23 protein-coding genes are annotated in these 24,239 nt (G+C 61.3%); 15 read left to right on the top strand and 8 right to left on the bottom strand.

Going from position 1 to position 24,239, the window contains the following annotated elements; all coding sequences use genetic code 11:
- Positions 1-197: 197 nt before the first annotated feature.
- On the top strand, positions 198-2,399 hold the full coding sequence (locus L6D82_RS04320) for a hypothetical protein (protein WP_011332804.1): 2,202 nt from the start codon (positions 198-200) through the stop codon (positions 2,397-2,399).
- Positions 2,400-2,649: 250 nt separating this feature from the next.
- On the opposite strand, the gene L6D82_RS04315 is transcribed toward L6D82_RS04320, so the two are convergent.
- Positions 2,650-2,955, bottom strand: coding sequence for a DUF2288 domain-containing protein (locus L6D82_RS04315; RefSeq protein ID WP_085748193.1), 306 nt, complete (start codon positions 2,953-2,955; stop codon positions 2,650-2,652).
- 352 nt (positions 2,956-3,307) lie between these two features.
- On the opposite strand from L6D82_RS04315, the gene L6D82_RS04310 reads away from it, so the two are divergent.
- From L6D82_RS04310 to L6D82_RS04270, 9 genes are all read left to right on the top strand, one after another.
- On the top strand, positions 3,308-4,435 hold the full coding sequence (locus tag L6D82_RS04310) for a branched-chain amino acid ABC transporter substrate-binding protein (RefSeq protein WP_085605380.1): 1,128 nt from the start codon (positions 3,308-3,310) through the stop codon (positions 4,433-4,435).
- A gap of 231 nt (positions 4,436-4,666) precedes the next feature.
- Positions 4,667-5,590: a high-affinity branched-chain amino acid ABC transporter permease LivH gene (livH, locus tag L6D82_RS04305; RefSeq protein WP_007959165.1), complete on the top strand. Its 924-nt coding sequence runs from the start codon at positions 4,667-4,669 to the stop codon at positions 5,588-5,590.
- Positions 5,587-6,843 carry a high-affinity branched-chain amino acid ABC transporter permease LivM gene (locus L6D82_RS04300; protein ID WP_085605378.1) on the top strand — a complete coding sequence of 419 codons (1,257 nt, stop codon included), beginning with the start codon at positions 5,587-5,589 and terminating at the stop codon, positions 6,841-6,843. Before livH ends, L6D82_RS04300 begins: the two co-directional genes overlap by 4 nt.
- Positions 6,840-7,607: a high-affinity branched-chain amino acid ABC transporter ATP-binding protein LivG gene (gene livG, locus L6D82_RS04295; RefSeq protein WP_007959160.1), complete on the top strand. Its 768-nt coding sequence runs from the start codon at positions 6,840-6,842 to the stop codon at positions 7,605-7,607. The genes L6D82_RS04300 and livG overlap by 4 nt, the downstream gene beginning before the upstream one ends.
- Positions 7,608-8,309 carry an ABC transporter ATP-binding protein gene (locus L6D82_RS04290; RefSeq protein WP_003222380.1) on the top strand — a complete coding sequence of 234 codons (702 nt, stop codon included), beginning with the start codon at positions 7,608-7,610 and terminating at the stop codon, positions 8,307-8,309.
- A gap of 158 nt (positions 8,310-8,467) precedes the next feature.
- The gene (locus L6D82_RS04285; protein WP_011332799.1) at positions 8,468-8,773 is read left to right on the top strand and encodes a BufA1 family periplasmic bufferin-type metallophore; all 306 of its coding nucleotides are present in this window, start codon (positions 8,468-8,470) and stop codon (positions 8,771-8,773) included.
- Between the two features lie 25 nt (positions 8,774-8,798).
- Positions 8,799-9,686 carry an MNIO family bufferin maturase gene (gene bufB, locus L6D82_RS04280; protein ID WP_236188191.1) on the top strand — a complete coding sequence of 296 codons (888 nt, stop codon included), beginning with the start codon at positions 8,799-8,801 and terminating at the stop codon, positions 9,684-9,686.
- On the top strand, positions 9,683-10,441 hold the full coding sequence (locus tag L6D82_RS04275) for an HvfC/BufC N-terminal domain-containing protein (RefSeq protein WP_236188190.1): 759 nt from the start codon (positions 9,683-9,685) through the stop codon (positions 10,439-10,441). The genes bufB and L6D82_RS04275 overlap by 4 nt, the downstream gene beginning before the upstream one ends.
- The gene (locus L6D82_RS04270; RefSeq protein WP_102718213.1) at positions 10,438-10,953 is read left to right on the top strand and encodes a DoxX family protein; all 516 of its coding nucleotides are present in this window, start codon (positions 10,438-10,440) and stop codon (positions 10,951-10,953) included. Before L6D82_RS04275 ends, L6D82_RS04270 begins: the two co-directional genes overlap by 4 nt.
- On the opposite strand, the gene L6D82_RS04265 is transcribed toward L6D82_RS04270, so the two are convergent.
- Positions 10,902-11,810 (bottom strand): LysR family transcriptional regulator, encoded by a 909-nt coding sequence (locus L6D82_RS04265; RefSeq protein ID WP_007959151.1) that lies wholly within the window; start codon positions 11,808-11,810, stop codon positions 10,902-10,904. The two genes, L6D82_RS04270 and L6D82_RS04265, sit on opposite strands and share 52 nt — an antisense overlap.
- Before the next feature lie 103 nt (positions 11,811-11,913).
- On the opposite strand from L6D82_RS04265, the gene L6D82_RS04260 reads away from it, so the two are divergent.
- The 3 genes from L6D82_RS04260 (at position 11,914) to L6D82_RS04250 (ending at position 14,935) form a co-directional block, all read left to right on the top strand.
- Positions 11,914-12,513: a short chain dehydrogenase gene (locus tag L6D82_RS04260; protein ID WP_085748188.1), complete on the top strand. Its 600-nt coding sequence runs from the start codon at positions 11,914-11,916 to the stop codon at positions 12,511-12,513.
- A 59-nt stretch (positions 12,514-12,572) separates the two neighbouring features.
- A complete protein-coding gene (locus L6D82_RS04255; RefSeq protein ID WP_236188189.1) occupies positions 12,573-13,226 on the top strand; it encodes a COG3650 family protein in 654 nt (217 codons plus the stop codon).
- Between the two features lie 95 nt (positions 13,227-13,321).
- Positions 13,322-14,935: an NAD(P)/FAD-dependent oxidoreductase gene (locus L6D82_RS04250; protein WP_179692437.1), complete on the top strand. Its 1,614-nt coding sequence runs from the start codon at positions 13,322-13,324 to the stop codon at positions 14,933-14,935.
- A 66-nt stretch (positions 14,936-15,001) separates the two neighbouring features.
- Here the strand turns inward: L6D82_RS04250 and L6D82_RS04245 are convergent, their stop codons facing one another.
- Complete coding sequence (locus L6D82_RS04245; protein ID WP_236188188.1) at positions 15,002-16,096, bottom strand: PLP-dependent cysteine synthase family protein; 1,095 nt, start codon at positions 16,094-16,096, stop codon at positions 15,002-15,004.
- 246 nt (positions 16,097-16,342) lie between these two features.
- Between L6D82_RS04245 and nhaA the strand changes: the two genes are divergently transcribed.
- Entirely contained in the window at positions 16,343-17,530 is a 1,188-nt protein-coding gene (gene nhaA, locus L6D82_RS04240; protein ID WP_085748184.1) for a Na+/H+ antiporter NhaA, read from the top strand.
- Positions 17,531-17,678: 148 nt separating this feature from the next.
- On the opposite strand, the gene L6D82_RS04235 is transcribed toward nhaA, so the two are convergent.
- Positions 17,679-18,143 (bottom strand): outer membrane lipoprotein, encoded by a 465-nt coding sequence (locus tag L6D82_RS04235; RefSeq protein WP_007969461.1) that lies wholly within the window; start codon positions 18,141-18,143, stop codon positions 17,679-17,681.
- Between the two features lie 166 nt (positions 18,144-18,309).
- Between L6D82_RS04235 and L6D82_RS04230 the strand changes: the two genes are divergently transcribed.
- Entirely contained in the window at positions 18,310-18,546 is a 237-nt protein-coding gene (locus L6D82_RS04230; protein ID WP_064382934.1) for a hypothetical protein, read from the top strand.
- 5 nt (positions 18,547-18,551) lie between these two features.
- Here the strand turns inward: L6D82_RS04230 and pdxH are convergent, their stop codons facing one another.
- The 4 genes from pdxH to L6D82_RS04210 form a co-directional block, all read right to left on the bottom strand.
- Entirely contained in the window at positions 18,552-19,199 is a 648-nt protein-coding gene (pdxH, locus tag L6D82_RS04225) for a pyridoxamine 5'-phosphate oxidase (protein WP_236188186.1), read from the bottom strand.
- Positions 19,200-19,223: 24 nt separating this feature from the next.
- Positions 19,224-20,333, bottom strand: a complete 1,110-nt coding sequence (locus L6D82_RS04220; RefSeq protein ID WP_236188184.1) for an OmpA family protein — start codon at positions 20,331-20,333, stop codon at positions 19,224-19,226.
- A 113-nt stretch (positions 20,334-20,446) separates the two neighbouring features.
- Complete coding sequence (locus L6D82_RS04215) at positions 20,447-21,592, bottom strand: serine hydrolase domain-containing protein (RefSeq protein WP_236188183.1); 1,146 nt, start codon at positions 21,590-21,592, stop codon at positions 20,447-20,449.
- A 106-nt stretch (positions 21,593-21,698) separates the two neighbouring features.
- Positions 21,699-24,179 (bottom strand): beta-galactosidase, encoded by a 2,481-nt coding sequence (locus L6D82_RS04210; RefSeq protein WP_236188182.1) that lies wholly within the window; start codon positions 24,177-24,179, stop codon positions 21,699-21,701.
- Positions 24,180-24,239: the final 60 nt, after the last annotated feature.

Below are 24,239 nucleotides of genomic sequence, written 5' to 3'. Positions count from 1 at the left end.
TTAGCCTCCTTTTGATTAAAGATCGCCGAATAATGGCCGATTCATCATCGATCAGGAAAGGATTCCCCCGCGCGGCACTCAGGCAAAGTCCCTGACGCACGGGCAAAGCACGCGCAGAAAAAAGACGCGAGATTCCCATTCCGTGAGGCTCGACGACAGCGGTCGTTGATCCAACCAGTCCAGGTATATGGCGCACAATGACTTCTAAAAACAATCCGGCCACTGCGGTATCCGATCTGACTCTGAGCCCTGCGGCGAACAGCCCTGCCCCGATGAAGCCATTGCCACCTTCGCGCCCGCTGGGCACCCAGCAATACCTGTACTTCACCGAAACCAACACCGACCGCATCCTCGACAACCTCGATGGCCTGCGTGACCTGGTGTTCCCGCGCCCGCCGCACCTGGAAGGCGACAACGAACAGCACAACGACCAGGAATTCCCGTCGGTGTGCCTGATCGGCCTCGGTCGCTGCGGCTCCAACATCGCCCTCGACGTGGCGGAGCTGGTGTACAACGCGCGCAAGTTCTACCTCAACGAATTCAACAACGAGGATCGCGCGGCTGACCGTCGCCTGGCCTCCGACAAAGGCTACAGCCCGGCCCAGTGGATCAAGCAGAATCTGCGGATCGGCCCGAACAAGTCGACCAAACCGGTGTTCCTGGTAGAACCGCTGGTGATGCTCGGCGACCTGGACAAGGACATTGCCGGGCGTATCCGCTTCTCGCGCAAGGGCGAAAAGAGCGGTTTCCTGCGCGACTACAGCAAGATGAAGATCATGGACTTGTCGGAAGTCCACGCCGGTGGCGCCGGTAACGCGCCGATCCTCGGCCAGTACCTGGCGAAGATCATCCTGAACAAGGACACCCAGCGTTTCTCCAGCCCTGACTGGAAAATGATCCACTCGTACCTGATCGACAGCTGCGGCATCAAGGCCAACCAGTCGCGCCTGTATTTCTCGATCTTCAGTGCCGGCGGCGGTACCGGTTCGGGCATGGCCTCGGAATTCGGCCTGGCCCAGCAGCACTCGTACATGAACAAGACGTTCGACACCAAGCCGATGGACGAGCACGACGGCAAGAGCGGTCATTCGTTCGTGTTCGAGCCGATCTTCACCAGCGGCATCTGCGTGCTGCCGAACATTTCCGACCACCGCAGCGAAATGTCCGAGGCGCTGCACATCAACGCCGGCCGCCTGCTGTGCAAATACCTCTCGGAAGAATGGGATTTCTCGTACAACTTCGCCAACGAAGACAGCAGCGAAGCCAGCGTCATGGGCCGTATCCGCCCATGGAACGCGATGATGCTGATCTCCAACGACATCATGCGTTATGCCGAAGAGAGCGATGACGGCAACATCCAGAACATTGATGTCAATGCGATGGAGAAGCACGCCAACCAGTACATTTCGCAGCAGATCTTCAACATTCTGACGGCCCAGGCCGTCACGACCGACTACGACCAGAACTATTTCCGTCGTGCCGGCATCGACATCGGCGAGACCATTCGCCTGGACGCCAACGACCTGTTCATGAGTCTGGCCGGCCCGGTGGCGATTGCCTACGCCGAATCCGTGGTGCCGGAAACCCCGCCGCCGAGCAGCGACAAGTTCAAGGTGTTCGACAAAGAGCCGCAGCGCCTGAACATCGACGACCTGTTCTTCCGCTCGATCGACCTCCCGCACTTCAACAAAGTGACCCAGGCCATCGAAGGCATCAGCCTGCTGCCGATCGAATCCAAGCGTTATCGTGCGTCGCTGGAGCAATACAAGAACTCCGGCTACGACGCGGCTGCGCTGCACGACCTGCACTTCTTCAAGAACTGCTCGTCGGTGGTCTCGATCGTTTCGCTGCCAAAAGACTACAAGCTGTCGTACATGGACCTGAACCGGTTGAAGACCCACCTCAACAGCCTGTTCCCCAACACCACGCTCAAGCGCTACGCGCTGGTGATCGGCGCCTCGGCCAACCTGTCGCTGACCACCCTGATCGCCAAGAGCCCGTGCCTGTCGGACGACTTCCTGACGCTGATCGTGGCATTCATCAAGCGTTGCTTCGCCAAGACCCCGTACCGTTTCGACGAGACCCTGGACAACTCGATCCTCGATTTCATCATTCAGGAAGAGTTCGACGAAGACCGCATCGACGACCTGCTCAACGAATTCGAAAACCCGGCGAAGATCCTCGATACCAACTGGTACGCGATCAAGCCGATGTACGAGAAGAAGTACCGCGAGTTGATCAACGACAAAGAGAAGTTTGTCTCGATCAACGATATTCGCCTGTCGCGCGATTGCGTGAAGAAGTCGATCAAGTACTTGCGCGAGATCTACCGTCACCGGATCGGCAAGACCAAGGTTATTTCCCTCAATAACCATACCGGCAAGTCTTACTCGGTCTGATCCGGGACCGGGTCGCCCTCATCGCTGGCAAGCCAGCGATGAGGCCCTGAAATTCACTGAAAATTTCAGCCTTTCCAACATCCCGAAACAATTAAGCAGCCGTTAGGCTGCTTACTAAACTGTGCCCGTTACGTTTACGTCACCGTTATGCCACCCCCGCCTGTGGCATTTCTCTACGGCAACGTGCCATCACGCTACTCCGCTACACACTTTTTGCCGGCCGGCACTCGCACCAACAAGGTGCAACCCGTCAGGCCGCTGCCCTTTCCTGGACCAGGATCCACGGCCGGACCACCACCGCCCACATCTCGGGATCGCGCTCGAAAATATCCAGCGCCCGCGTTTCAGACAGCTTGGCGACCTTGTCTTCGGCCAGCCAGGCAGCGACTTTCTCGCCCTGATCCGACGCCACGGCCTCGGCGACCGCGATCAAATCCAGGCTGGCGTCGACCCACAATAGGGCACCTTGGGCGTAGAAGCGCTCCAGCTCTTTCCAGGCAATAGATGCGGTTTCACCAAGCAGCTTGGCATAGAGGGTGCTAGGTTCTTGATTCATGGGACTGTCCGGAAAAGAAATCGGCGCGAATGATAACGTCGGTGGTCCGGCAGAAAAACCCGGTTGCAAAAGGCCGTACCGAACGAAAAGAGCAGGAACGCCAAGGAATGCTGATGATTGGGGTATAAGCCCTCTGAACGTCCCGCCGCAATTCTGTCTTTTTCTTTCATTTAAGCGACACCCTCAGGTTTTGCCCCCTGGCGCCAGCTTCCCAGGCCAACAACCGGCGCTCTACACTGTACCGGTACAGTTGCCGGGGGCTTTTCCGGAGGGTATCGCCTAGATATCTGTCCCGGTTCTGCTGCTACGGCGTCAGGACTCTAAAAAAATACAACAGTAAGAGTGGAGCACTATGACTAAGGCTACTAAGCAGATTTCCAAACTGTTTGCCGCTATGGTTCTGGCCGGGGTTGCCAGCCATTCGTTCGCAGCTGACACCATCAAGATCGGTATCGCCGGCCCTAAAACCGGTCCAGTAGCCCAGTACGGCGACATGCAGTTCAGTGGCGCGAAAATGGCCATCGAACAGATCAACGCCAAAGGCGGCGTCGACGGCAAGAAGCTCGAAGCCGTTGAATACGATGACGCTTGCGATCCGAAACAAGCGGTAGCGGTTGCGAACAAGGTCGTCAACGACGGCGTCAAGTTCGTGGTCGGTCACCTGTGCTCCAGCTCCACCCAGCCTGCTTCGGACATCTACGAAGACGAAGGCGTGATCATGATCACCCCGGCTGCCACCAGCCCGGACATCACCGCTCGTGGTTACAAAATGATCTTCCGTACCATCGGTCTGGACAGCGCCCAGGGCCCTGCCGCCGGTAACTACATCGCCGATCACGTGAAGCCGAAAATCGTCGGCGTGCTGCACGACAAGCAGCAGTACGGTGAAGGCATCGCCACCGCCGTCAAATCCACTCTCGAGAAGAAAGGCACCAAGGTTGCCGTGTTCGAAGGCATCAACGCCGGCGACAAAGACTTCTCCGCGATCATCGCCAAGCTCAAGCAAGCCAACGTCGACTTCGTCTACTACGGCGGCTACCACCCGGAGCTGGGTCTGATCCTGCGTCAAGCCCAGGAAAAAGGCCTGAAAGCCAAGTTCATGGGTCCGGAAGGCGTGGGTAACGACTCGATCACCCAGATCGCCAAGAGCGCTGCCGAAGGCCTGCTGGTGACCCTGCCGAAATCCTTCGACCAGGATCCGGCCAACGTGGCCCTGGCCGATGCATTCAAGGCCAAGAAAGAAGACCCGAGCGGTCCGTTCGTGTTCCCGTCCTACTCGGCAGTTGAAGTAATTGCCGAAGGTATCAAGGCTGCCAAGTCCGAAGATGCTGCCAAGGTGGCTGAAGCCATCCACAAAGGCACCTTCAAGACGCCTACCGGTGACCTGAGCTTCGACGATAAGGGCGACCTGAAGGACTTCAAATTCGTGGTTTACGAATGGCACGAAGGCAAACCTAAAACCGAAGTGTCGCCTCAGTAAGGCCCTGCCTGACTGACTGCCAATAAAGCCCACGGCGTGCCGTGGGCTTTGTTTTACGAATGTATTGGGCCGCGCTGGCGTGATCCGCCAGTCTCCCCACCTGAAAATCTCAAAACCGTCATCAGCGGTTCGCTGGCAAAACCCGGATTCGAAGTGGATAAAGATCCACGGGACCGGGCGGGAAAATGACTCCACCAGTGAAATGCGTATCAGGTTTTTAGGAGCGCTGTAATGCCTGACATCTATCACTTCTTCCAACAGCTGGTTAACGGCTTGAACGTTGGCAGCATGTATGCCCTGATCGCCATCGGCTACACGATGGTCTACGGCATCATTGGAATGATCAACTTCGCCCACGGCGAGGTGTACATGATCGGTTCCTACGTGGCGTTCATCGCCATCGCCGGGCTGACCATGATGGGACTCGAAAGCGTCCCGCTGTTGATGACCGTGGCGTTCATCGCCAGCATCGTCGTCACCAGCTCCTACGGTTACAGCATCGAACGCATTGCCTACCGCCCGTTGCGCGGCAGCAACCGTCTGATCCCGCTGATTTCCGCGATCGGTATGTCGATCTTCCTGCAGAACACGGTTCTGCTGGCGCAAGACTCCAAGGACAAAGCAATCCCCAACCTGATTCCGGGCAACTTCGCCTTCGGCCCAGGTGGCGCACATGAAGTGCTGATTTCCTACATGCAAATCGTGGTGTTCGTGGTGACCCTGATCGCCATGCTCGGCCTCACGCTGTTCATCTCCCGCTCTCGCCTGGGCCGCGCCTGCCGCGCCTGCGCCGAAGACATCAAGATGGCCAACCTGCTGGGCATCAACACCAACAACATCATCGCCCTGACCTTCGTCATCGGTGCTGCGCTGGCGGCCGTCGCGGCCGTGCTGCTGAGCATGCAATACGGCGTGATCAACCCGAACGCCGGTTTCCTCGTCGGCCTCAAGGCCTTCACCGCTGCGGTACTGGGCGGGATCGGCAGCATCCCCGGCGCCATGCTCGGCGGGCTGGTGCTCGGGGTGGCGGAAGCCTTTGGCGCCGATATCTTCGGCGACCAGTACAAGGATGTCGTGGCTTTCGGCTTGTTGGTTCTGGTGCTGTTGTTCCGTCCGACCGGCATTCTGGGCCGTCCGGAGGTTGAGAAAGTATGACTAGGAATCTTAAACAGGCGCTGTTCAGTGCCTTGCTGGTCTGGGCCGTGGCCTATCCGGTACTGGGTCTGAAACTGACCATCGTCGGCATCAACCTGGAAGTGCACAACACCAGCCCGGCCATTCTGGCGACCATCGCCATCTGCTCGGTGCTGATGTTCCTGCGGGTGCTGTTCAACCAGCAGATCAGCAAGGCGTGGCGCTCGTCGCCGGGCATGCCGCTGATTCCGGCCAAGGCCAGCAACTTCCTGACCCTGCCGACCACCCAACGCTACTTCATCATCGCGCTGATCATCGGTGCGCTGGTGTGGCCGTTCTTCGGCTCCCGTGGCGCGGTGGACATCGCGACGCTGATCCTGATCTACGTGATGCTCGGCCTCGGCCTGAACATCGTGGTCGGTCTGGCCGGTCTGCTCGACCTGGGTTACGTCGGCTTCTACGCCGTCGGCGCCTACAGCTACGCGCTGCTGTCGCACTACTACGGCCTGAGCTTCTGGATCTGCCTGCCGATTGCCGGCCTGATGGCGGCGACGTTCGGCTTCCTGCTCGGCTTCCCGGTGTTACGTCTGCGCGGCGACTACCTGGCGATCGTGACCCTGGGCTTCGGGGAAATCATCCGCCTGTTCCTGCGTAACCTGACTGACATCACCGGCGGCCCGAACGGTATCAGCAACATCGAGAAACCGACGTTCTTCGGCCTGACCTTCGAACGTAAAGCCGCAGAAGGGATGCAAACCTTCCACGAGTATTTCGGCCTGCAGTACAACTCGATCAACAAGGTGATCTTCCTCTACCTGGTTGCTCTGTTGCTGGCACTGGCGGCGCTGTTCGTGATCAACCGCCTGCTGCGCATGCCGATCGGCCGTGCGTGGGAAGCGCTGCGTGAAGACGAAATCGCCTGCCGTGCGCTGGGTCTCAACCCGACCGTGATCAAGCTCTCGGCGTTCACCCTCGGCGCGGCATTTGCCGGTTTCGCCGGCAGCTTCTTCGCCGCCCGTCAGGGTCTGGTAACGCCGGAATCGTTCACCTTCATCGAGTCCGCCATCATCCTAGCCATCGTGGTGCTGGGTGGCATGGGCTCGCAGCTGGGCGTGATTCTCGCGGCCGTTGTGATGATCCTGCTGCCGGAAATGATGCGCGAGTTCAGTGAGTACCGCATGTTGATGTTCGGCGCCCTGATGGTGCTGATGATGATCTGGCGACCTCAAGGTCTGCTGCCCATGCAACGTCCTCACATGGAGCTGCGCAAATGAGCCGCGAGATCCTGAAAGTCGAAAATCTGAGCATGCGCTTCGGCGGCCTGCTGGCGGTCAACGGCGTGGCCCTGACCGTGAAGGAAAAACAGGTGGTGGCACTGATCGGGCCGAACGGCGCAGGCAAGACCACCGTGTTCAACTGCCTGACCGGTTTCTACCAGCCATCGGGCGGCAGCATCCTGCTGGATGGCGAGCCGATTCACGGCCTGCCGGGCCACAAGATCGCCCTCAAAGGCGTGGTGCGCACCTTCCAGAACGTGCGGTTGTTCAAGGACATGACGGCGGTCGAGAACCTGTTGATCGCCCAGCACCGTCACCTGAACACCAACTTCCTGTCCGGCCTGTTCAAGACCCCGGCGTTTCGCAAGAGCGAGCGCGAGGCCATGGAGTTCGCCGAGTACTGGCTGGAAAAGGTCAACCTGAAAGAGTTCGCCAACCGCCCCGCCGGCACCCTGGCCTACGGTCAGCAGCGCCGTCTGGAAATCGCCCGCTGCATGATGACCCGTCCGCGGATCCTCATGCTCGACGAGCCGGCCGCCGGCCTGAACCCGAAGGAAACCGAAGACCTCAAGGCGCTGATCAGCGTGCTGCGTGAAGAGCACAACGTGACCGTGCTGCTGATCGAACACGACATGAAACTGGTCATGAGCATTTCCGACCACATCGTCGTGATCAACCAGGGCACGCCCCTGGCCGACGGCACGCCGGAACAGATCCGCGACAATCCTGAAGTGATCAAAGCCTACCTGGGGGAAGCGTAAATGCTGCAGTTCGAAAACGTTTCCACCTTCTACGGCAAGATCCAGGCCCTGCACAGCGTCAACGTCGAAGTCCGCCAGGGCGAGATCGTGACCCTGATCGGCGCCAACGGTGCCGGCAAGTCCACGCTGCTGATGACACTCTGCGGTTCGCCGCAGGCCCACAGCGGCAGCATCCGCTACATGGGTGAGGAACTGGTCGGCCAGGACTCGTCGCAGATCATGCGCAAGAGCATCGCCGTGGTGCCGGAAGGTCGTCGGGTGTTTGCCCGTCTGACCGTCGAAGAAAACCTGTCCATGGGCGGATTCTTCACCGACAAGGGCGACTATCAGGAACAGATGGACAAGGTTCTCGGACTTTTCCCACGCCTGAAAGAACGCTTCAACCAGCGCGGCGGCACCATGTCCGGCGGCGAACAGCAAATGCTCGCCATCGGCCGTGCACTGATGAGCAAGCCGAAACTGCTGCTGCTCGACGAGCCGTCGCTGGGCCTGGCACCGATCATCATCCAGCAGATCTTCGACATCATCGAACAGCTGCGCAAGGACGGTGTGACGGTGTTCCTGGTCGAGCAGAACGCCAACCAGGCGCTGAAAATCGCTGACCGCGCGTACGTTCTGGAGAACGGCCGGGTGGTGATGCAAGGCACCGGCGAAGCGCTGCTGACCGACCCGAAAGTGCGCGAGGCGTACCTCGGCGGTTGATTGATCGCTTCAAACAGAAAACGGCCTTCGGGCCGTTTTTTTTTGTGCCCGGCAAAAAACTTCTACCGATCGCTGTAACGCATCGCCGAGTCGTTTCTCTAGTGGGGCAAGCAAGCGCAATCGCTTGTTCAAACCCAAGTTAAAACCGGAGAAACATCATGACTGCTACCACCCGCACCCTGTCCGCCACCGCCCTGGTTCTGGCCCTCGGTTCTGCTCTGAGCATCGCTGCCGTCTCCACCGCACACGCCGCTGACGACAACATGGAAAAATGCTTCGGCGTGGCCATGAAAGGCAAGAACGATTGCGCCGCAGGTGCAGGCACCACCTGTGCCGGCACCGCGAAAATGGATCATCAGGCCAACGCCTGGAAACTGGTTCCGAAAGGCACCTGCACCACCACCGAAAGCAAAACCTCGCCGACCGGTTTCGGTCAGCTCGAAGCGTTCAAAGCCAAGTCCTGATCCGGGAGCCGCCCGAGTGTCGATCATGATCACATCCTGCGACCATGCCTTGCGCCGCACTCGGGCAGCCCTCACCGGGCTCCCGTCCCGTGCCGGGCTGGGGCTCAAGAGCGAGCACTTCAGCGAAGTGCTCGATTCACGTCCGGACATCGGTTTCTTCGAAGTCCACGCCGAAAACTACATGGTGGCCGGCGGCCCGTTTCATCATTTTCTGGGTTTGATTCGCGACGCGTATCCGCTGTCGCTGCATGGCGTCGGGCTGTCCATCGGTGCCGAAGGCGCGCTGGATGTCCAGCACCTCAAACGCCTGGCCGCGCTGATCGAGCGCTATCAACCCCACTCCTTTTCCGAACACCTGGCCTGGTCAAGCCACGGCCCGGTGTTCCTCAATGACTTGTTGCCCCTGGCGTACGACACGCCGACGCTGAACCGCGTCTGCGACCACATCGATCAGGTGCAAAACACCCTCAAGCGTCCGATGTTGCTGGAAAACCCGGCAACCTACCTGGCGTTCCAGCGCTCGACCATCGACGAAGCCGATTTCATCCGTGAAGTCATCCAGCGCAGTGGCTGCGGTCTGTTGCTGGACGTGAACAACGTCTACGTCTCGTGCATCAACCATCAGCGCGATCCCCTGGCTTATCTCGAAGCATTGCCGCTGCAAGCGGTGGGCGAGATTCATCTGGCCGGGTTTGCCGAAGATTCCGACAGCCTCGGTGATCGTTTGCTGATCGACGATCACGGCGCGCCAATCGATCAAGCGGTCTGGTCGTTGTACCGGCAAGCGCTGGAACGCGTCGGCCCGGTGGCGACGTTGATCGAACGTGACAATCAGGTGCCAGCCTTCAGTGTGCTGTTGGAGGAAGCGCAGCAGGCCGATGAGCTGTTGCTCTGCGCGGGAGGTCGGCCATGAGCACTCAAGCTGCGTTCAGCGCGGCGTTGCTCGATACCGACCTGCCCTGCCCCGACGGTTTGTGCAGTGCCAACGGCGCCGATCCGGCCAGCCGTTTCGCGGTGTACCGCAACAATGTTCAGAGCTCGTTGATCAACGCACTGGCCGACAGTTATCCCGTGGTGATGCAGTTGGTGGGGGACGAATTCTTCCGGGCCATGGCCGGAGTTTTCGTGCATCGCCATCCGCCACACAGTCCGTTGATGAGCGACTACGGCAGCGGGCTGGTGGACTTCATCAGTGAGTTCGAACCAGCCGCGAGCGTTCCCTATCTGGCCGATGTCGCGCGGCTGGAACGCTTGCGCACGCAGGCCTACCACGCTGCCGATGTGTTGCCCCTGAGTCAGGAGCGGATCGCTGCTGTGTTTGCAGATGCCGATGCGCTGAATGAACTGCGCATCGGCCTGCACCCTTCGCTGCATCTGCTCGATTCAAACTTCGCCGTGGTGGACATCTGGGCCGCGCATCAACACGACGCGACGCTGGCCGGGATCGATCTGCATCACGCCCAACACGCGCTGATCCTGCGCAATGGACTGGAAGTCGAGGTGTTCACCGTGGATCGCGGCGCCAGCCAGTTTATTCGCCAGCTCAAGTCTGGCCTGTCACTGACCCAGGCGCTGGAATCCGCCGAGGCCTTCGACCTCAGCCAGACCCTCGCCCTGCTCATCAGCCGCCACGTCATCACTCATTTCCACCCAAAGGTGTTGTCATGAACAGTCTCATTGCCCGCGCCATCGCGCTGCTGGAGAAAATCCCTCACAGCCTGATCGCCTTCATCGCGCGATTCTCCATCGCAGCCGTGTTCTGGAAATCCGGGCAAACCAAGGTCGAAGGGCTGGCCGTCGACCTGATCGATGGCACGTTCGAGTTCGGCTGGCCACGTCTGGCGGACTCGACGATTCCGTTGTTCAAGAGCGAGTACCACGTGCCGCTGCTGTCGCCGGAAATCGCTGCACATCTGGCCGCGTTTGCCGAACACTTCTTCCCGATCCTGATCCTCGTCGGCTTTGCCACACGTTTTTCGGCGCTGGCGTTGCTGGGCATGACCCTGACCATTCAGCTGTTCGTGTACCCGGATGCCTACCCGACTCACGGTACCTGGATGGCGGTGTTGCTGTACTTGATGGCAACCGGGCCGGGCAAACTGTCGATCGATCACCTGATCGCCAGGCACTACAACCGGTCCAGCGCCTCGCCGCTGAGCTTGAACCAGCCGATCAGGTAATCCGCCAGCACCTGGGTGCGTTTCGGCAACCCGCCCTGATACGGGTGCACCAGGTACATCGGCATGCGCCGGGTCTGAAAATCGCGAAGGAGCCAGCGCAATCGGCCGTCAGCCAATTCCGCCTGCAATAGATAGGACGGCAGGCGAGCGATCCCGGCGCCGGCCAATGCGGCTTTCTTCAACAGGTTGTAGTGATTACTGGCGAACGGCCCCGACACCCGCACCCGCAGCAGTTCGTGCTGTTGGTGATAGAGCCATTCCTCGCGGCCGCTGTAGTGACTGTTGAGCAGGCAACGGTGTTCGGCCAATGCTTGCGGCGTCAGCGGTTCGCCAAAGCGCTCCAGATATTCAGGGCTGGCGCAGGTCATTTCCTGCCAGGCCAGCAGCGGTCTGGCCACCAGTCGCTCGTCATTGGCCACTTCAGTGCGGATCGCCAGATCAAAGCCGTCGCGGGACAGGTCGCGGTAGCTGTTATTCAGCTCCAGTTCGATCTGCACTTCGGGGTATTTCTGCGAGAAGTCCAGCAGCAGGCCATCGAAGAAAGTTTCCCCCAGCGAAACCGGAACCGTCATACGCACCGGGCCGGCCATGTCGTCCTTCAATCGCGCCAATGCCTGACGCGCTCGCTCCACCTGGACGACAAGCGCCTGAGCCTGCGGCAACAACGCCGCACCGGCCGCCGTCAGGCTCAGCCGACGCGTAGTACGTTGCAACAACACCACGGAAAACCGTGCCTCCAGCTGACTGATGCGCTTGGACAACTGCCCCTTGCTGCACCCCAATTGCTGCGCTGCCAAGGTAAAACTGCCGGCCTCGATCAACACCGCGAACGCCGCCAGATCATCCATCTCGCTCATGGATTGTTTCCATTTGAAAACCAAAGGTTGCCCATTAGTGCGCTTATCCGCAGAAAAAACCACTCTAGACTGAAACCTCGTTCAATCACTTGAGGCAATCACGATGAAAATTCTGTTGATCGGCGCGGGCGGCACCATCGGTTCGGCCGTGGACAAAGAGCTGTCGCAGCGTCATGAAGTCATTCGTATCGGTCGCAGCAGCGGCGATTTCCAGGTGGATATCAGCGACAGCGCATCGATCCGCAAGCTGTTCGAACAGACCGGCAAGTTCGACGCACTGGTCTGCGCCGCTGGCAACGTGACCTTCGCCCCACTGGGTGAAATGACCGAAGACAGCTTCGCCCTCGGTCTGGAAGACAAGTTGATGGGCCAGGTCAATCTGCTGCTGATCGGCCGTGAGTTCGCCAACGACGGCGCATCGTTCACCTTCACCACCGGCGTGCTCAGCCACGATCCGATCCGCAGCGGCGCTTCGGCTGCACTGGTCAACGGCGCGCTGGACAGCTTCGTCCGCGCAGCGGCCATCGAACTGCCACGCGGCCTGCGGGTGAACTCGATCAGCCCGACCGTGCTGGTCGAAGCCATGGACAGCTACGCCCCGTACTTCCGTGGCTATAAGCCGGTTCCTGCGGCGGATGTGGCATTGGCCTACGCCAAAAGTGTCGAAGGCTTGCAGACAGGTCAGACATTTCACGTGGGCTAAACCCTTGTGATGAACGGTCAGCCTGCGTAACGTGAAGGCACTTGTCTGGAGAGCCAAAGATGCGTGTTGCCCGTTCCCTGATCGTTGTTGCCCTGCTCCCGTTGTTTGCCGCGTGCCAGTTGTTCGATGGTGCGCGGGAAAGCGCCTCCCACGTCGGCCAGACGCGGATGCAGGGGCAACTGACCGCTGCCGACGGCAAACTGGTGTTCCAGGCCTGCGGCGAGCAGCGCCAGTACGTGGTCAATGACATCGGCGGCACCAGCGTCCTGCAAGAGGCCGCCACCCTGGCCGATCAGCAGGGCAAGCTGTTCGCCGACGTGCGCGGGAAGATCGCCGGCGACCGCCTCGACCTGACCCAGCTTTATCGCGTCGAACGCTCTGGCACCGCCTGCGACGATCCCAACTTCAAACAGCTGATCCTGCGCGCCGCCGGCCATGGCCCGGAGTGGAACGTAAAAGTCAGCGGCAAAGGCCTGGTCATCGATCGCGAAGGTCAGCCACCGCTCGCCGTGCCCTACGTCGAAGAGCAACTGGGCGACGGTCGTTTCAACCTCAGCAGCGAAGCCAACAACCAGCGCATCGAACTGTGGGTGGCGCCGCAGCGCTGCGTCGACAGCAGCACCGGCAGCGTGCAGCACATGAGCGCCGAGTTGCGTATCGATGGCATCGTACAGCGCGGTTGCGGGTATTTCGGCGGTTCGCGTAACGACTGATCGTTTTACCCTCACGGGATCCGGCCGATGCGGCTTATAATCGCCGCCTTCAAACGCCCTGGCGCAGTTGTGCGCCCCGCGAACCGGATCCTGTCATGTTACGAATCACCGAACTCAAGCTGCCGATCGACCATCCCGACGAAGACCTGCGCGCTGCCATCGTGCAACGCCTGGGCATCGCCAGCGATGACCTGCTCGATTTCACCTTGTTCAAGCGCAGCTACGATGCGCGCAAAAAGTCCTCCGAACTGTGCTTCATCTACACCATCGACCTCGAAGTGCGCGACGAGGCCAAAGTGCTGGGCAAGTTCGCCGACGACCGTAACGTCAATGTGGCGCCGGATGTCAGCTACAAATTCGTCGGCCAGGCGCCCAGCGACCTGAGCCAGCGCCCGATCGTGGTAGGTTTCGGCCCGTGCGGGATCTTCGCCGGCCTGTTGCTGGCGCAGATGGGCTTCAAGCCGATCATCCTCGAGCGCGGCACCGAAGTGCGCCAGCGCACCAAGGACACCTGGGGCCTGTGGCGCAAAAGCGTGCTCAATCCCGAGTCCAACGTGCAGTTCGGCGAAGGTGGCGCGGGCACGTTCTCCGACGGCAAGCTGTACAGCCAGATCAAGGATCCGAAATTCCTCGGCCGCAAGGTTCTGCACGAATTCGTCAAGGCCGGCGCGCCGGAAGAAATCCTCTACGTCAGCAAACCGCACATCGGTACGTTCCGTCTGACCGGCATGGTCGAGACCATGCGCGAAGAGATCCGCGCTCTGGGCGGCGAAGTGCGCTTCCAGGAACGCGTCACCGACGTGCTGATCGAAGACGGCCAACTGGTCGGCGTCGAGCTGGCCAGCGGCGAAACCCTGCATTCGAAACACGTGGTCCTTGCCCTCGGCCACAGTGCCCGCGACACCTTCCGCATGCTCCACAGCCGTGGCGTGTTCATGGAAGCCAAGCCGTTTTCGGTGGGTTTCCGGATCGAGCACCCGCAATCGCTGATCGACCGTGCGCGACTGGGCAAATACGCCGGCCACCCCAAGTTGGGCGCCGCCGACTACAAACTGGTGCACCACGCCAAGAACGGCCGTTCGGTCTACAGCTTCTGCATGTGCCCGGGCGGCACCGTGGTGGCGGCGACCTCCGAGCCGAACCGCGTGGTCACCAACGGCATGAGCCAGTACTCGCGTAACGAGCGCAACGCCAACTCCGGCATCGTCGTCGGCATCACCCCGGAAGTCGATTATCCGGGCGGTCCGCTGGCGGGGATCGAGTTGCAGGAACGTCTGGAGTCCCACGCCTTCATCCTCGGCGGCAGCGACTACAAGGCGCCGGCGCAACTGGTCGGCGACTTCATCAACGACATTCCTTCGACCGAACTGGGCGAAGTCGAGCCATCATACAAACCGGGCGTGGCACTGGGCGATCTGGCCCTGGCCCTGCCGGACTTCGCCATCGAGGCGATCCGCGAAGCGTTGCCGGCGTTCGAGAAGCAGATTCGCGGTTACTCGCTGCACGATGCGGTATTGACCGGGATCGAGACCCGCACCTCGTCTCCGCTGCGCATCACGCGTAACGAGACGCTGCAGAGCATGAACGTCAAAGGCCTGTTTCCGGCCGGTGAAGGCGCGGGTTATGCGGGCGGGATTCTGTCGGCGGGTGTTGACGGGATTCGGATTGCGGAAGCCGTGGCGCGTGACATCCTCGGTTTGAAAGACTGATCCGCAACACCTGAAGCAATACAAAAACCTGTGGGAGCGAATTCGCTCCCACAGTCGTTTTCCGCGTCAGATATTGGCGCGCAGAACCGAGGCCGGCAGCGCCTCACCTTGCTCGGCACTCGCTGCCACAGCCGCCATCAATCCCTCCAGCTCATAGCCCTGCGCCTTGAGCCACGCTGGATCGTAATAGGTGTCTGCGTAACGCTCGCCGCCATCGCACAGAATCGCCACGATCGAGCCCGACTCCCCCGCCGCTTTCATCTGCTGCGCCGCCATCAGCGCGCCGATCAGGTTGGTGCCGCTCGACCCGCCCACATGCCGGCCCAGACGCTGCGCCAGGTAATGCATGGCCGCCAGCGACAAGGCGTCCGGCACCTTGACCATCGCATCGATGACCTTCGGCAGGAACGACGCTTCCACTCGTGGCCGGCCGATCCCTTCGATGCGTGAACCGTGGTCCAGACGCAAACTCGCGTCGCCGGTCTGGTAGAAGTCGAAGAACACCGAACGCTCGGCATCGGCGCACAGCACGCGGGTGCAGTGCTGGCGATAACGCACGTAACGCCCGAGGGTCGCGGTGGTGCCGCCGGTGCCGGGACTGGAAATCAGCCAGGCCGGGCATGGATGCTGCTCATAGCGCATCTGCTGGAAGATCGACTCGGCGATGTTGTTGTTCGCCCGCCAGTCGGTGGCGCGCTCGGCGTAGGTGAACTGGTCGATGAAGTGACCGTCGTGCTCGCGGGCCAGGCGTTCCGATTCGGCGTAGATCTGGGTCGGATCCTCCACCAGATGACTCTGGCCACCGTAGAAGGCGATCTGCGCAATCTTCTCCTTGGAGGTGGTCGCCGGCATCACCGCAATGAACGGCAGGCCAAGCATCCGTGCGAAGTACGCTTCGGAAATCGCCGTCGAACCGCTGGACGCCTCGATCACCGGCGCGCCGGGTTTGAGCCAGCCATTACACAAGGCGTAGAGAAACAGCGAACGGGCGAGCCGATGCTTGAGGCTGCCGGTCGGGTGGCTGGACTCGTCCTTGAAGTACAACTCGATGCCCGGGAACCCCGGCAGCGGCAAGGGGATCAGGTGGGTGTCGGCGCTGCGCTGGAAGTCCGCTTCGATGATCCGGATGGCTTCGCGGGCCCACTGTCGGTTGTCGCTCATGGCTGTCGTTCTCGTTGAATCGGGCAGAAGTGCCTTCACAGGCTCAGCCCTCAAGCTTAGGAAAAAACCTGCGGCACCGACAGATACAGCTGAGCGTCAATCCCTCGGGCAACTGCTAGGCTCTGCTGCACGTAGGCTTGGAGCTCTGTAACCGCATATAACAAAAAAGAATATAACTTTTGTTTTAACAACTAACGGTACGGGTTAGGGTGTGCCACCTTTTGACTTTATCGATGGAGAGCGACCTTGCCTCTGCGTAGCACTTTCACGCGTTTCTTTCAGTTGGAAGCTGCCAGCGGTCTGTTACTGATCGCCGCGGCCATCCTGGCTCTAATCATCAACAACTCGCCACTGTCGTGGTTGTACACCGGCCTGCTCGACACCCCGGTGGTGGCGCAGATCGGCGCGTTGAAGATCGCCAAACCCTTGCTGCTGTGGATCAACGACGGCTTGATGGCGCTGTTCTTCCTGCTGATCGGCCTGGAAGTGAAGCGCGAAGTCCTCGACGGCCAGTTGTCGAAACCGTCGCAGATCGTCCTGCCCGGCGCGGCGGCTATCGGCGGCATGCTGGTGCCGGCGCTGATCTACTGGTTCCTCAACCGCGACAACCCGGCCGCCCTCGACGGCTGGGCGATTCCGACCGCCACCGACATCGCCTTCGCCCTCGGCGTTCTGGCCTTGCTCGGCAAGCGCGTGCCGGTGTCGCTGAAGCTGTTCCTGATGACCCTGGCGATCATCGATGACCTCGGTGCCATCGTGATCATTGCGATCTTCTACTCCGGCGAACTCTCGACTCTGTCGCTGGGCCTGGCGGCGGCGTGCATCGCGGCGCTGGTGGCGATGAACCGGCTCGGGGTGGTCAAACTCGGGCCGTACATGATCATTGGTTTGATCCTCTGGGTCTGCGTACTCAAGAGCGGTGTCCACGCGACGCTGGCCGGCGTGACCCTGGCGTTCTGCATCCCGCTGCGCACCAGGAATGCCGAACCTTCGCCGCTGCTGACCCTCGAACACGCGCTGCACCCGTGGGTCGCCTACGGCATCCTGCCGCTGTTCGCCTTCGCCAACGCCGGCCTGTCGCTGACCGGCGTGACCGCCGAAAGCTTCACCCACCACGTCCCGATGGGCATCGCCGTCGGCCTGCTGCTAGGCAAGACCCTCGGCGTGTTCGGCCTGACCTGGCTCGCCGTCAAGACCGGCATCGCCGCCCTGCCCCAGGGCGCCAATTGGGGCCAGGTGCTGGGCGTGGCGATCCTCTGCGGGATCGGCTTCACCATGAGCCTGTTTGTCGGCTCCCTCGCCTTCGTGCCGGGCGCCAGTGAATACGCCGGGATGGACCGGATGGGCATTCTCACCGGGTCGGTGTTTGCGGCATTGATCGGTTATGCGGTGACGTTGGCGGCGAGCAGAAAGAACAGCGCGCTGCCTTCCTGATACTCCGTGGATCACTGTAGAGAACAATCCCCACGTCTTTAGAGACGCGTCCTGCAGCCACGATTTTCCTGCTTCGTTAATGCCGCAAACCAACAAAAAACCCCGACCAGTCACCTGATCGGGGTTTTCTTTTATCGCTCGTTCGCGCTTAGTGCGAAACGCGGCTGGTGCCGCCAACGGTCGAAATCCGTACCCGCTCGCCTACGCGGAACACTTCATTCTCCTGAACCTGCTGCACGTAGGCGCGCATGCTGCCGTCGTCTTCGCGCACGGTGATTTCAACACCTTGAGTGCGGGTCAGGCCTTCTTCAGTGGCCGAACCGATCAGGCCGCCGGCCACGGCACCGATAACGGCTGCAACGATGCTGCCTTTGCCGCCGCCGATGGCACTGCCGCCAACACCGCCAACCACTGCACCGGCTGCACCACCAATCGGGGTTTTGGTGCCTTCGATTTTCACCGGACGCAGGGATTCGATGGTGCCCATGCGAATCGTCTGCACGCGACGCGCTTCGTCACGGGAGTAGGAGTCACCGGTCAGGCTCGACTGGCAGCCGGTCAGCAACATCGCCATCGTGGAAAAGGAAGCAACCAGCAGAACAGACTTACGCATAGCATCAACTCCAAAGGACAGGTATTCATTAAACTCCGCAGCTTGACGCCTGTCACGGCGTCGCCCGGATAAAATTGCTTTCATTCAGGCCCGGTACAGGCACCCGCGAACTCACCCAACAGTAGCGCCAAAATCCGTTTCCTGCGCCGCCGACCCAAGGATTTCCATGGATTACTTCATCATTGTCGTCACCACCGCCGCCGGTCTGTACTTCCACTGGTGGCTGTATGTGCGGATCAAACGCTGGATGGATCGCGATCTGGCATTGTCACTGGCCGGCAAGGATGAAGGCAAACGCGCGTTCATGCTCGAACGGCTGGAGCAGGCTCAGGCGCAGAAGATCAAGCGCCGGGACCTGCCGAAGTGGCTCCAAGCCGCTGCGGCAGACTATCCCGCTCGGTAGACTGCTCAAGGTGCCAGACGTTCAAGAATCCAGTTGGCGCCCTGCACACGGTAGTTGAGGCGATCGTGCAGACGGCTCGCGCGACCCTGCCAGAACTCGATGCGCTCAGGGAGCAAGCGATAGCCGCCCCAGTGCTCCGGGCAATCTGGCTGGGTGTCGGTGAAGCGCTGTTCGGTCGCCTTAAGCAAGTCTTCCAGTTCACCCCGGCCTTTGATGACCCGGCTCTGCGGGGAGGCCCAAGCGCCGAGTCGGCTGCCCAGCGGCCGCACCTGATAGTACGCGTCGGACTCTTCAGGCGAGACCTTCAGCACCCGCCCTTCGATCCGTACCTGGCGCTCCAGGGTCGGCCAGAAGAACGTCATCGCGGCGAACGGGTTCGCCGCCAGATGCTGACCCTTGGCGCTTTCATAGTTGGTGAAGAAGGTGAAGCCCTGCTCGTCCAGGCCCTTGAGCAGCAGAATGCGGCAATGCGGACGGCCGTCCGCATCCACCGTGGCCAGGGTCATCGCGTTGGCTTCCACTGGCGCCTGTTCGGTTTTCACCGCTTCGGCAAACCACTGGTGAAACAACGCAAAGGGCTCGGCCGGGGCTTGCGCCTCGGTCAGGCCGTCCCGGGTGTAATCACGACGCATATCTGCCAGAGACTGGGTCACGGCGCATTCCTTTTCGTTAGCGGATCACTTTTTGGTGGTATCGGTCGCAGCGACTTTTTTGTCGGTTGCGGCGGCTTTGGCGGGCGCGGTCTTTTTCGCCGGAGCCTTGGCCGGGGCCTTCTTCGCTGGAGCCTTGGCAGCAGCTTTCTTGGCTGGAGCCTTTTTGGTGGCCGGTACAGCGGCTTTCTTAGCAGCCGGCGCCGGGGTCACCGGTTTGGCGGCAGGCTTGACGTCCTGGGCAGCAACCATGGTCACTGGCTTCGGTGCTGGCATGTTGTACTTGCTCAGCAGCGCGACCATGGTGTTCTGCGGCGTCACCAGTAGTTCGACACGGCGGTTCAGGGCACGGCCTTCAACGCTGTCGTTGGCGGCACGCGGCGCTTCGGAACCCATGCCTCGCAGCATCAGGCGATCACGCTGCAGACCGCTGAGACGGAAAATCGCCGCCACGGCCTGGGCGCGTTCCTGGCTCAACTTGACGTTGGCCGGAGCGGCGCCGGTGGTGTCACTGTGACCGAGCACCAGTACGGCGGTTTTCGGGTCGGCTTCGAGGATTTTCGCGACGCGGGTGAACGGACCGAGGGTCACTGGCAGCAGCATCGCCGGGCGATCCGGGTTGAACGAGCCTTCCACCGGCGCGGTCACGACCAGCACGTTTTCACGGCGCTCGAGTTGCAGGTTGCTGTCCTTGATTGCGGTGCGCAGGCGCGGCTCATAGTCATCCAGCCAGGCCTGAGTCACTTTCGGGTCGGGCATCGGCACGACTTTGGCGGTGTCCTGCTCCTTGCCGCCGAACGGCCACCACCATTTGCCACCCTTGTCGGCCTCGGCCTCGGCCTTGGCGACTTCGACTGGCTTGGCTTCGGGTTTGGCTTCAGCTTTCACTTCAGGCTTGGCCGCCGAGTCGTCCGAGCCAAACGGCCAGTACCACGGACTGCTGCTCTCGGCCTTGGCCACAGGCGCGGTGGCGGCCGGTTTCAACGGCGCAGGCGCCGGAGCCGGCTCCTTGGCTGCGACTTTGTCGGAAGAACCGAACGGCCACCAGCTGCCGCCATCGGCGTCGTTCTTCGGAGTCTGTGCACAACCGGTGATTGCGAAACACAGGGCCAGGGCGAGAGTTTGTTTGGACGACATTGGAAACCCACAAAAAGAAGTAGTGAACAATCAGAGGACTTTCGCCCGGATAAACAGACGCTTTGAAACGAAATTCGCCATGAGGTTCCGGCCCTGGAACCTCGGACGACGCTTTACAGACAAGTGGCTAGTACCCGCGCCAGCTTCTGCGCGCGCGGATCCATCAAGACGTACGGCCCCAGTGTATTTGTCACAAATCCGAAGGCCACATCGTGCTCCGGATCAGCAAAACCGATGGAACCGCCTGCACCCGGATGGCCGAATGCACGCGGGCCGAGGCCGTAAGTGGCGTTCGGCACGTCGGGTTGATCGAGCATGCAACCGAGACCGAAACGGGTGCGGGTCAGCAAGGTTTTGTCCTCGCCGAGGCTGTGTTCACGGGTCAGTTCGTCGAGCATTTCGCTTTCCAGCAGGCTGCCGTCGAGCAGACCGGCGTAGAACCCGGCCAGGCTGCGTGCATTGCCGTGGCCGTTGGCCGCCGGTTGCTGCATACGGCGCCATTCGGGTTTGTTGGTGCTGGTGAGCACCGACGGCGGATTGGTGAAGGCCCGGGTGGTCATGGCCGTCGGTTCGCGCATGGTCACTTGCAGCAGGCGCTGGGCAGCGGCGTCGCCAGTATTGCCCTTGCCCCGGGCGATGTGCGCCACACGATGGAATTCCTCGTCGGCCAAACCGACATGGAAATCCAGCCCCAGCGGTTTGGCGACCCGCGCCACAATCGATTCCCCCGGCCCGCGACCGTCGGCGCGCCGCAGCAATTCGCCGATCAGCCAGCCGTAGGTGATCGCGGCATAACCGTGACCGGTGCCAGGCGTCCACCACGGCGCTTCGGCGGCGAGAGCGTCGACCATGGTCTGCCAGTCATACAGCGCCTCAGGCGCCAGCAATTCGCGCAGGGCCGGGATACCGGCCTGATGGCAAAGCAGTTGGCGCAGGGTGACGGATTCCTTGCCGGCGGCGGCGAATTCCGGCCAGTAACGGGCGACCGGCGCATCGAGCTGCAACTTGCCTTCGGCAACCAGTTGCAGCGCGGTGACGGCGGTGAAGGTCTTGGTGCAGGAGAACAGGTTGGCGATGGTGTCGCTGTGCCAGGCCTCGGCGCCGTCCTTGTCGGCGGTGCCGGACCAGAGGTCGAGGACGGTTTCGCCGCCGACCCGAATGCACAACGCGGCGCCGCGTTCCTGGGGATCGTCGAACAGTGCGGCGAAGGCTTCGCGCACCGCTTCGAATTGAAGCTCGTAATGTCCCTGAATCTGCACCCGCAACTCCCCCGCGAAAACGCTCTACAAAGTGGCCCGCATTGTTCCAGCCCGTGAGGGTTTTGGGAACCGCTGCGGGCCGGGCGGTCTTCAGGTTTCGTATCGATCAGTGACCGTTGCCGGAATGCCCGCCTGTGTGGCCAGCCCCCTGTCCCGGGCCTTTGCCGGCGTCTGCCTTGCGGCCGCCTTCGGCTTCGTGGCCGGTCTTGTCCGCTGCAGCAGCCGCTTTCTGCGCCTCTTTGCTCAACTGATCGACGGTCGCCAGGTTGCTCTTGCGCACGGCTTCGACAAAACCCTGGAACGGCAGATCGGTGACACCGACCAGACCAAAGTGCCCGTTCTCGCCATCGAGCAGGCGCCCGGTCACCGGTTGGTCCAGAAACTGGAACCAGTGCACGCCGACAATCGACGGCTCGCTCAGCGCCTGTTTGAGGAAGTTGGCGTAGGCCGGGCCGCGGTCTTCTTCCTTGCTCAACGGGGTCACGCCGCCCCAGAACGGGCCACGGTCGGTGGAGCCGAAGTTGAACTCGGTGATCAGCACCGGTTTGTCGAGGCTGCGCAGCGCGGCGAAGTCATAGCCGTCCTGCGGTTGCAGGGTGTACATGTTGAAGCTCAGCACGTCGCAATACTGGGCGCAGGACGCCACCGCTTCCGGGGTGCTGGTGGCGAAACGGCCACCGAGCAGCAACTGGTTCGGCGCGTGCCATTTCAGCGAGTCGGAAATGGTCTTGAAGTACGTGTCGGCGAAGACCTTCTGGAAGTATTTGAAGTCGGCCTCGATTTCCGGATGCTCCGGATTCGGCAGCGGCGCCTCGAAACCCGGGTCTTCCATCAATTCCCACGCCGGCAGATCAATGCCCCAGGCCTTCGACAGCCCCGCCTGATTGCGGTACTTGTCGCGCAATTGCTTGAGGAACGCGCGCTTGGCCGGAACGTCGGTGGTCATTTTCAAGGTGCCGTAGGCCAGCGCGTAACGGGATTTCGGATCATCACCGGGGCCTGCCCAGGCCAGCTCGTTGTCGGCGAAGTAGCCGATCAGCCACGGATCATCGCGATGATCGCGGGCGGCAATCGCCACGGCGCGCTCGGTGGCCATGGCGAAGCGCGGATCGAACGGGTCAGGCATGCCGCCCCACCAATCGGTGCCGGTGCTGATGCTGGCGTAATCGCCGACGATCGACAGCGGCAAGGTGTACGGCATGCGCTCGGCGTTACCGAGGACGGGGGCGCTCCAGTTACCGACCGTGTTGAAGCCCCAGGCTTGCAGGCGATCAAGCGTGTGGCTGGCCCACTTTTGCTCGTCGACCGTGTTTTTGCACGGCGCCGCAACACTTTGCCCGCTGGTGGCTGCCGACTCGGCGACCCCGGCTGTCGGCTGTTCGGAGGCGGCGACCGGTGCGCTGGCGTTGGTCGCGGCTTCTTCGGCGGCCCCGGCCTTGGCGGCTTCGGCCACTCCGGCCTTGTTGCCGCTGTCCGGGGTGCACGGCTCGCCATACAGACGCTGAAGGTTGGCGCCGTAGAAGTCGTACCAGCGCCCGAAATTGTAACCACGGCCCTGATCGACACCGTTGCCGCCACGGTTGTCGCCTTCGCCGAAGTGGCTGGCCAGCGGCTCTTCAGGTTTTGGCAGGGATTCGAACATGTACTCGCGGCCGGCCACGTAGGTCTGGTTGACCTCCGGGCTGACGGTGTTCACACCGAGGGAATAGAACGGATGGCCCTCGGGCGTCACCAGATACCAGCGGCCGTCACGCTTTTCGGTGCGGAAGAAACCGCTGGCCTTGAACGCCGGGCCTTTGCTCCAGCCACCGAACTTGTCCAGCGACGACTTTTCGCGCTCGGCCAGCCAGGTGTTCAGTTGTTGCTGTTCTTTGGCGGCGGCGCTTTTCAGTTGTTCGTCATTGGCGACTTTCTCCGGCCACCTGCCGCGAGTCGACTGGCCATAGGCATCCACCAGATTGCCGTAGGCGGATTTGATCACCTCGCCTTCGTCCTGCACGCCAAAGCGCTCAAGCAGCAGACTTTGCGCGGCTTTCGGCTGGTCCATCGACAGGCTGACCGATACCACCTGGCTGCGATCCAGCTCACCGCTGCTGCTCGCCAGCAGAATGCGCTGCCCATCGATCGTCATCGGCATCACCGGGCCGGCTTTCATGCCCTGGCTGAGTGGCGAGGTCGCGGTCAACGGCACGAGCAAGGTCTGCGCCGGGCCGGCCGGCAGGTCAACGCGGCTGACCAGGGTCTTGCCGTCGTTGCTCTGGATTTGCACGTAGACGGTCACCGCCCAGTTCATCGCGCTCTGGATGCGCAGGCTCATCATCCCGGACTGCGACCAGTCCCAGGCACCGGTCTGCGGGCTCAGGCGCAAGGTCGGGCGGGCCGTCGGATTGAACGTCACCCGGCGCAGCACTTCGCCTTCGGGGGTCTGCTCGGCGTTGGCTTGCGGCAGGTCGGCATTTTCGGTCGCCACTTTCACCACATCGGCGGGGCGGACAAAGTTGAACAGGGTCTGCTGGCCGGCAGGTGCCGCCAGCAAGGGGCCAGCGAAAACCAGGGCAAAAACGGCAGGCAACGAACGACGAATCATGAGAACGGATTTCTCCCTAACGACCCACGAGGGCCAATGGAAAAGCAATAGCAGAGAGAT

The sequence above is a fragment of the Pseudomonas paraglycinae genome (genome assembly GCF_021601625.1).
Classification (GTDB): Bacteria; Pseudomonadota; Gammaproteobacteria; order Pseudomonadales; family Pseudomonadaceae; genus Aquipseudomonas; species Aquipseudomonas paraglycinae.
Note: the sequence above shows the minus strand (reverse complement) of the source record. Positions and strands in the feature narration are given on the sequence as shown.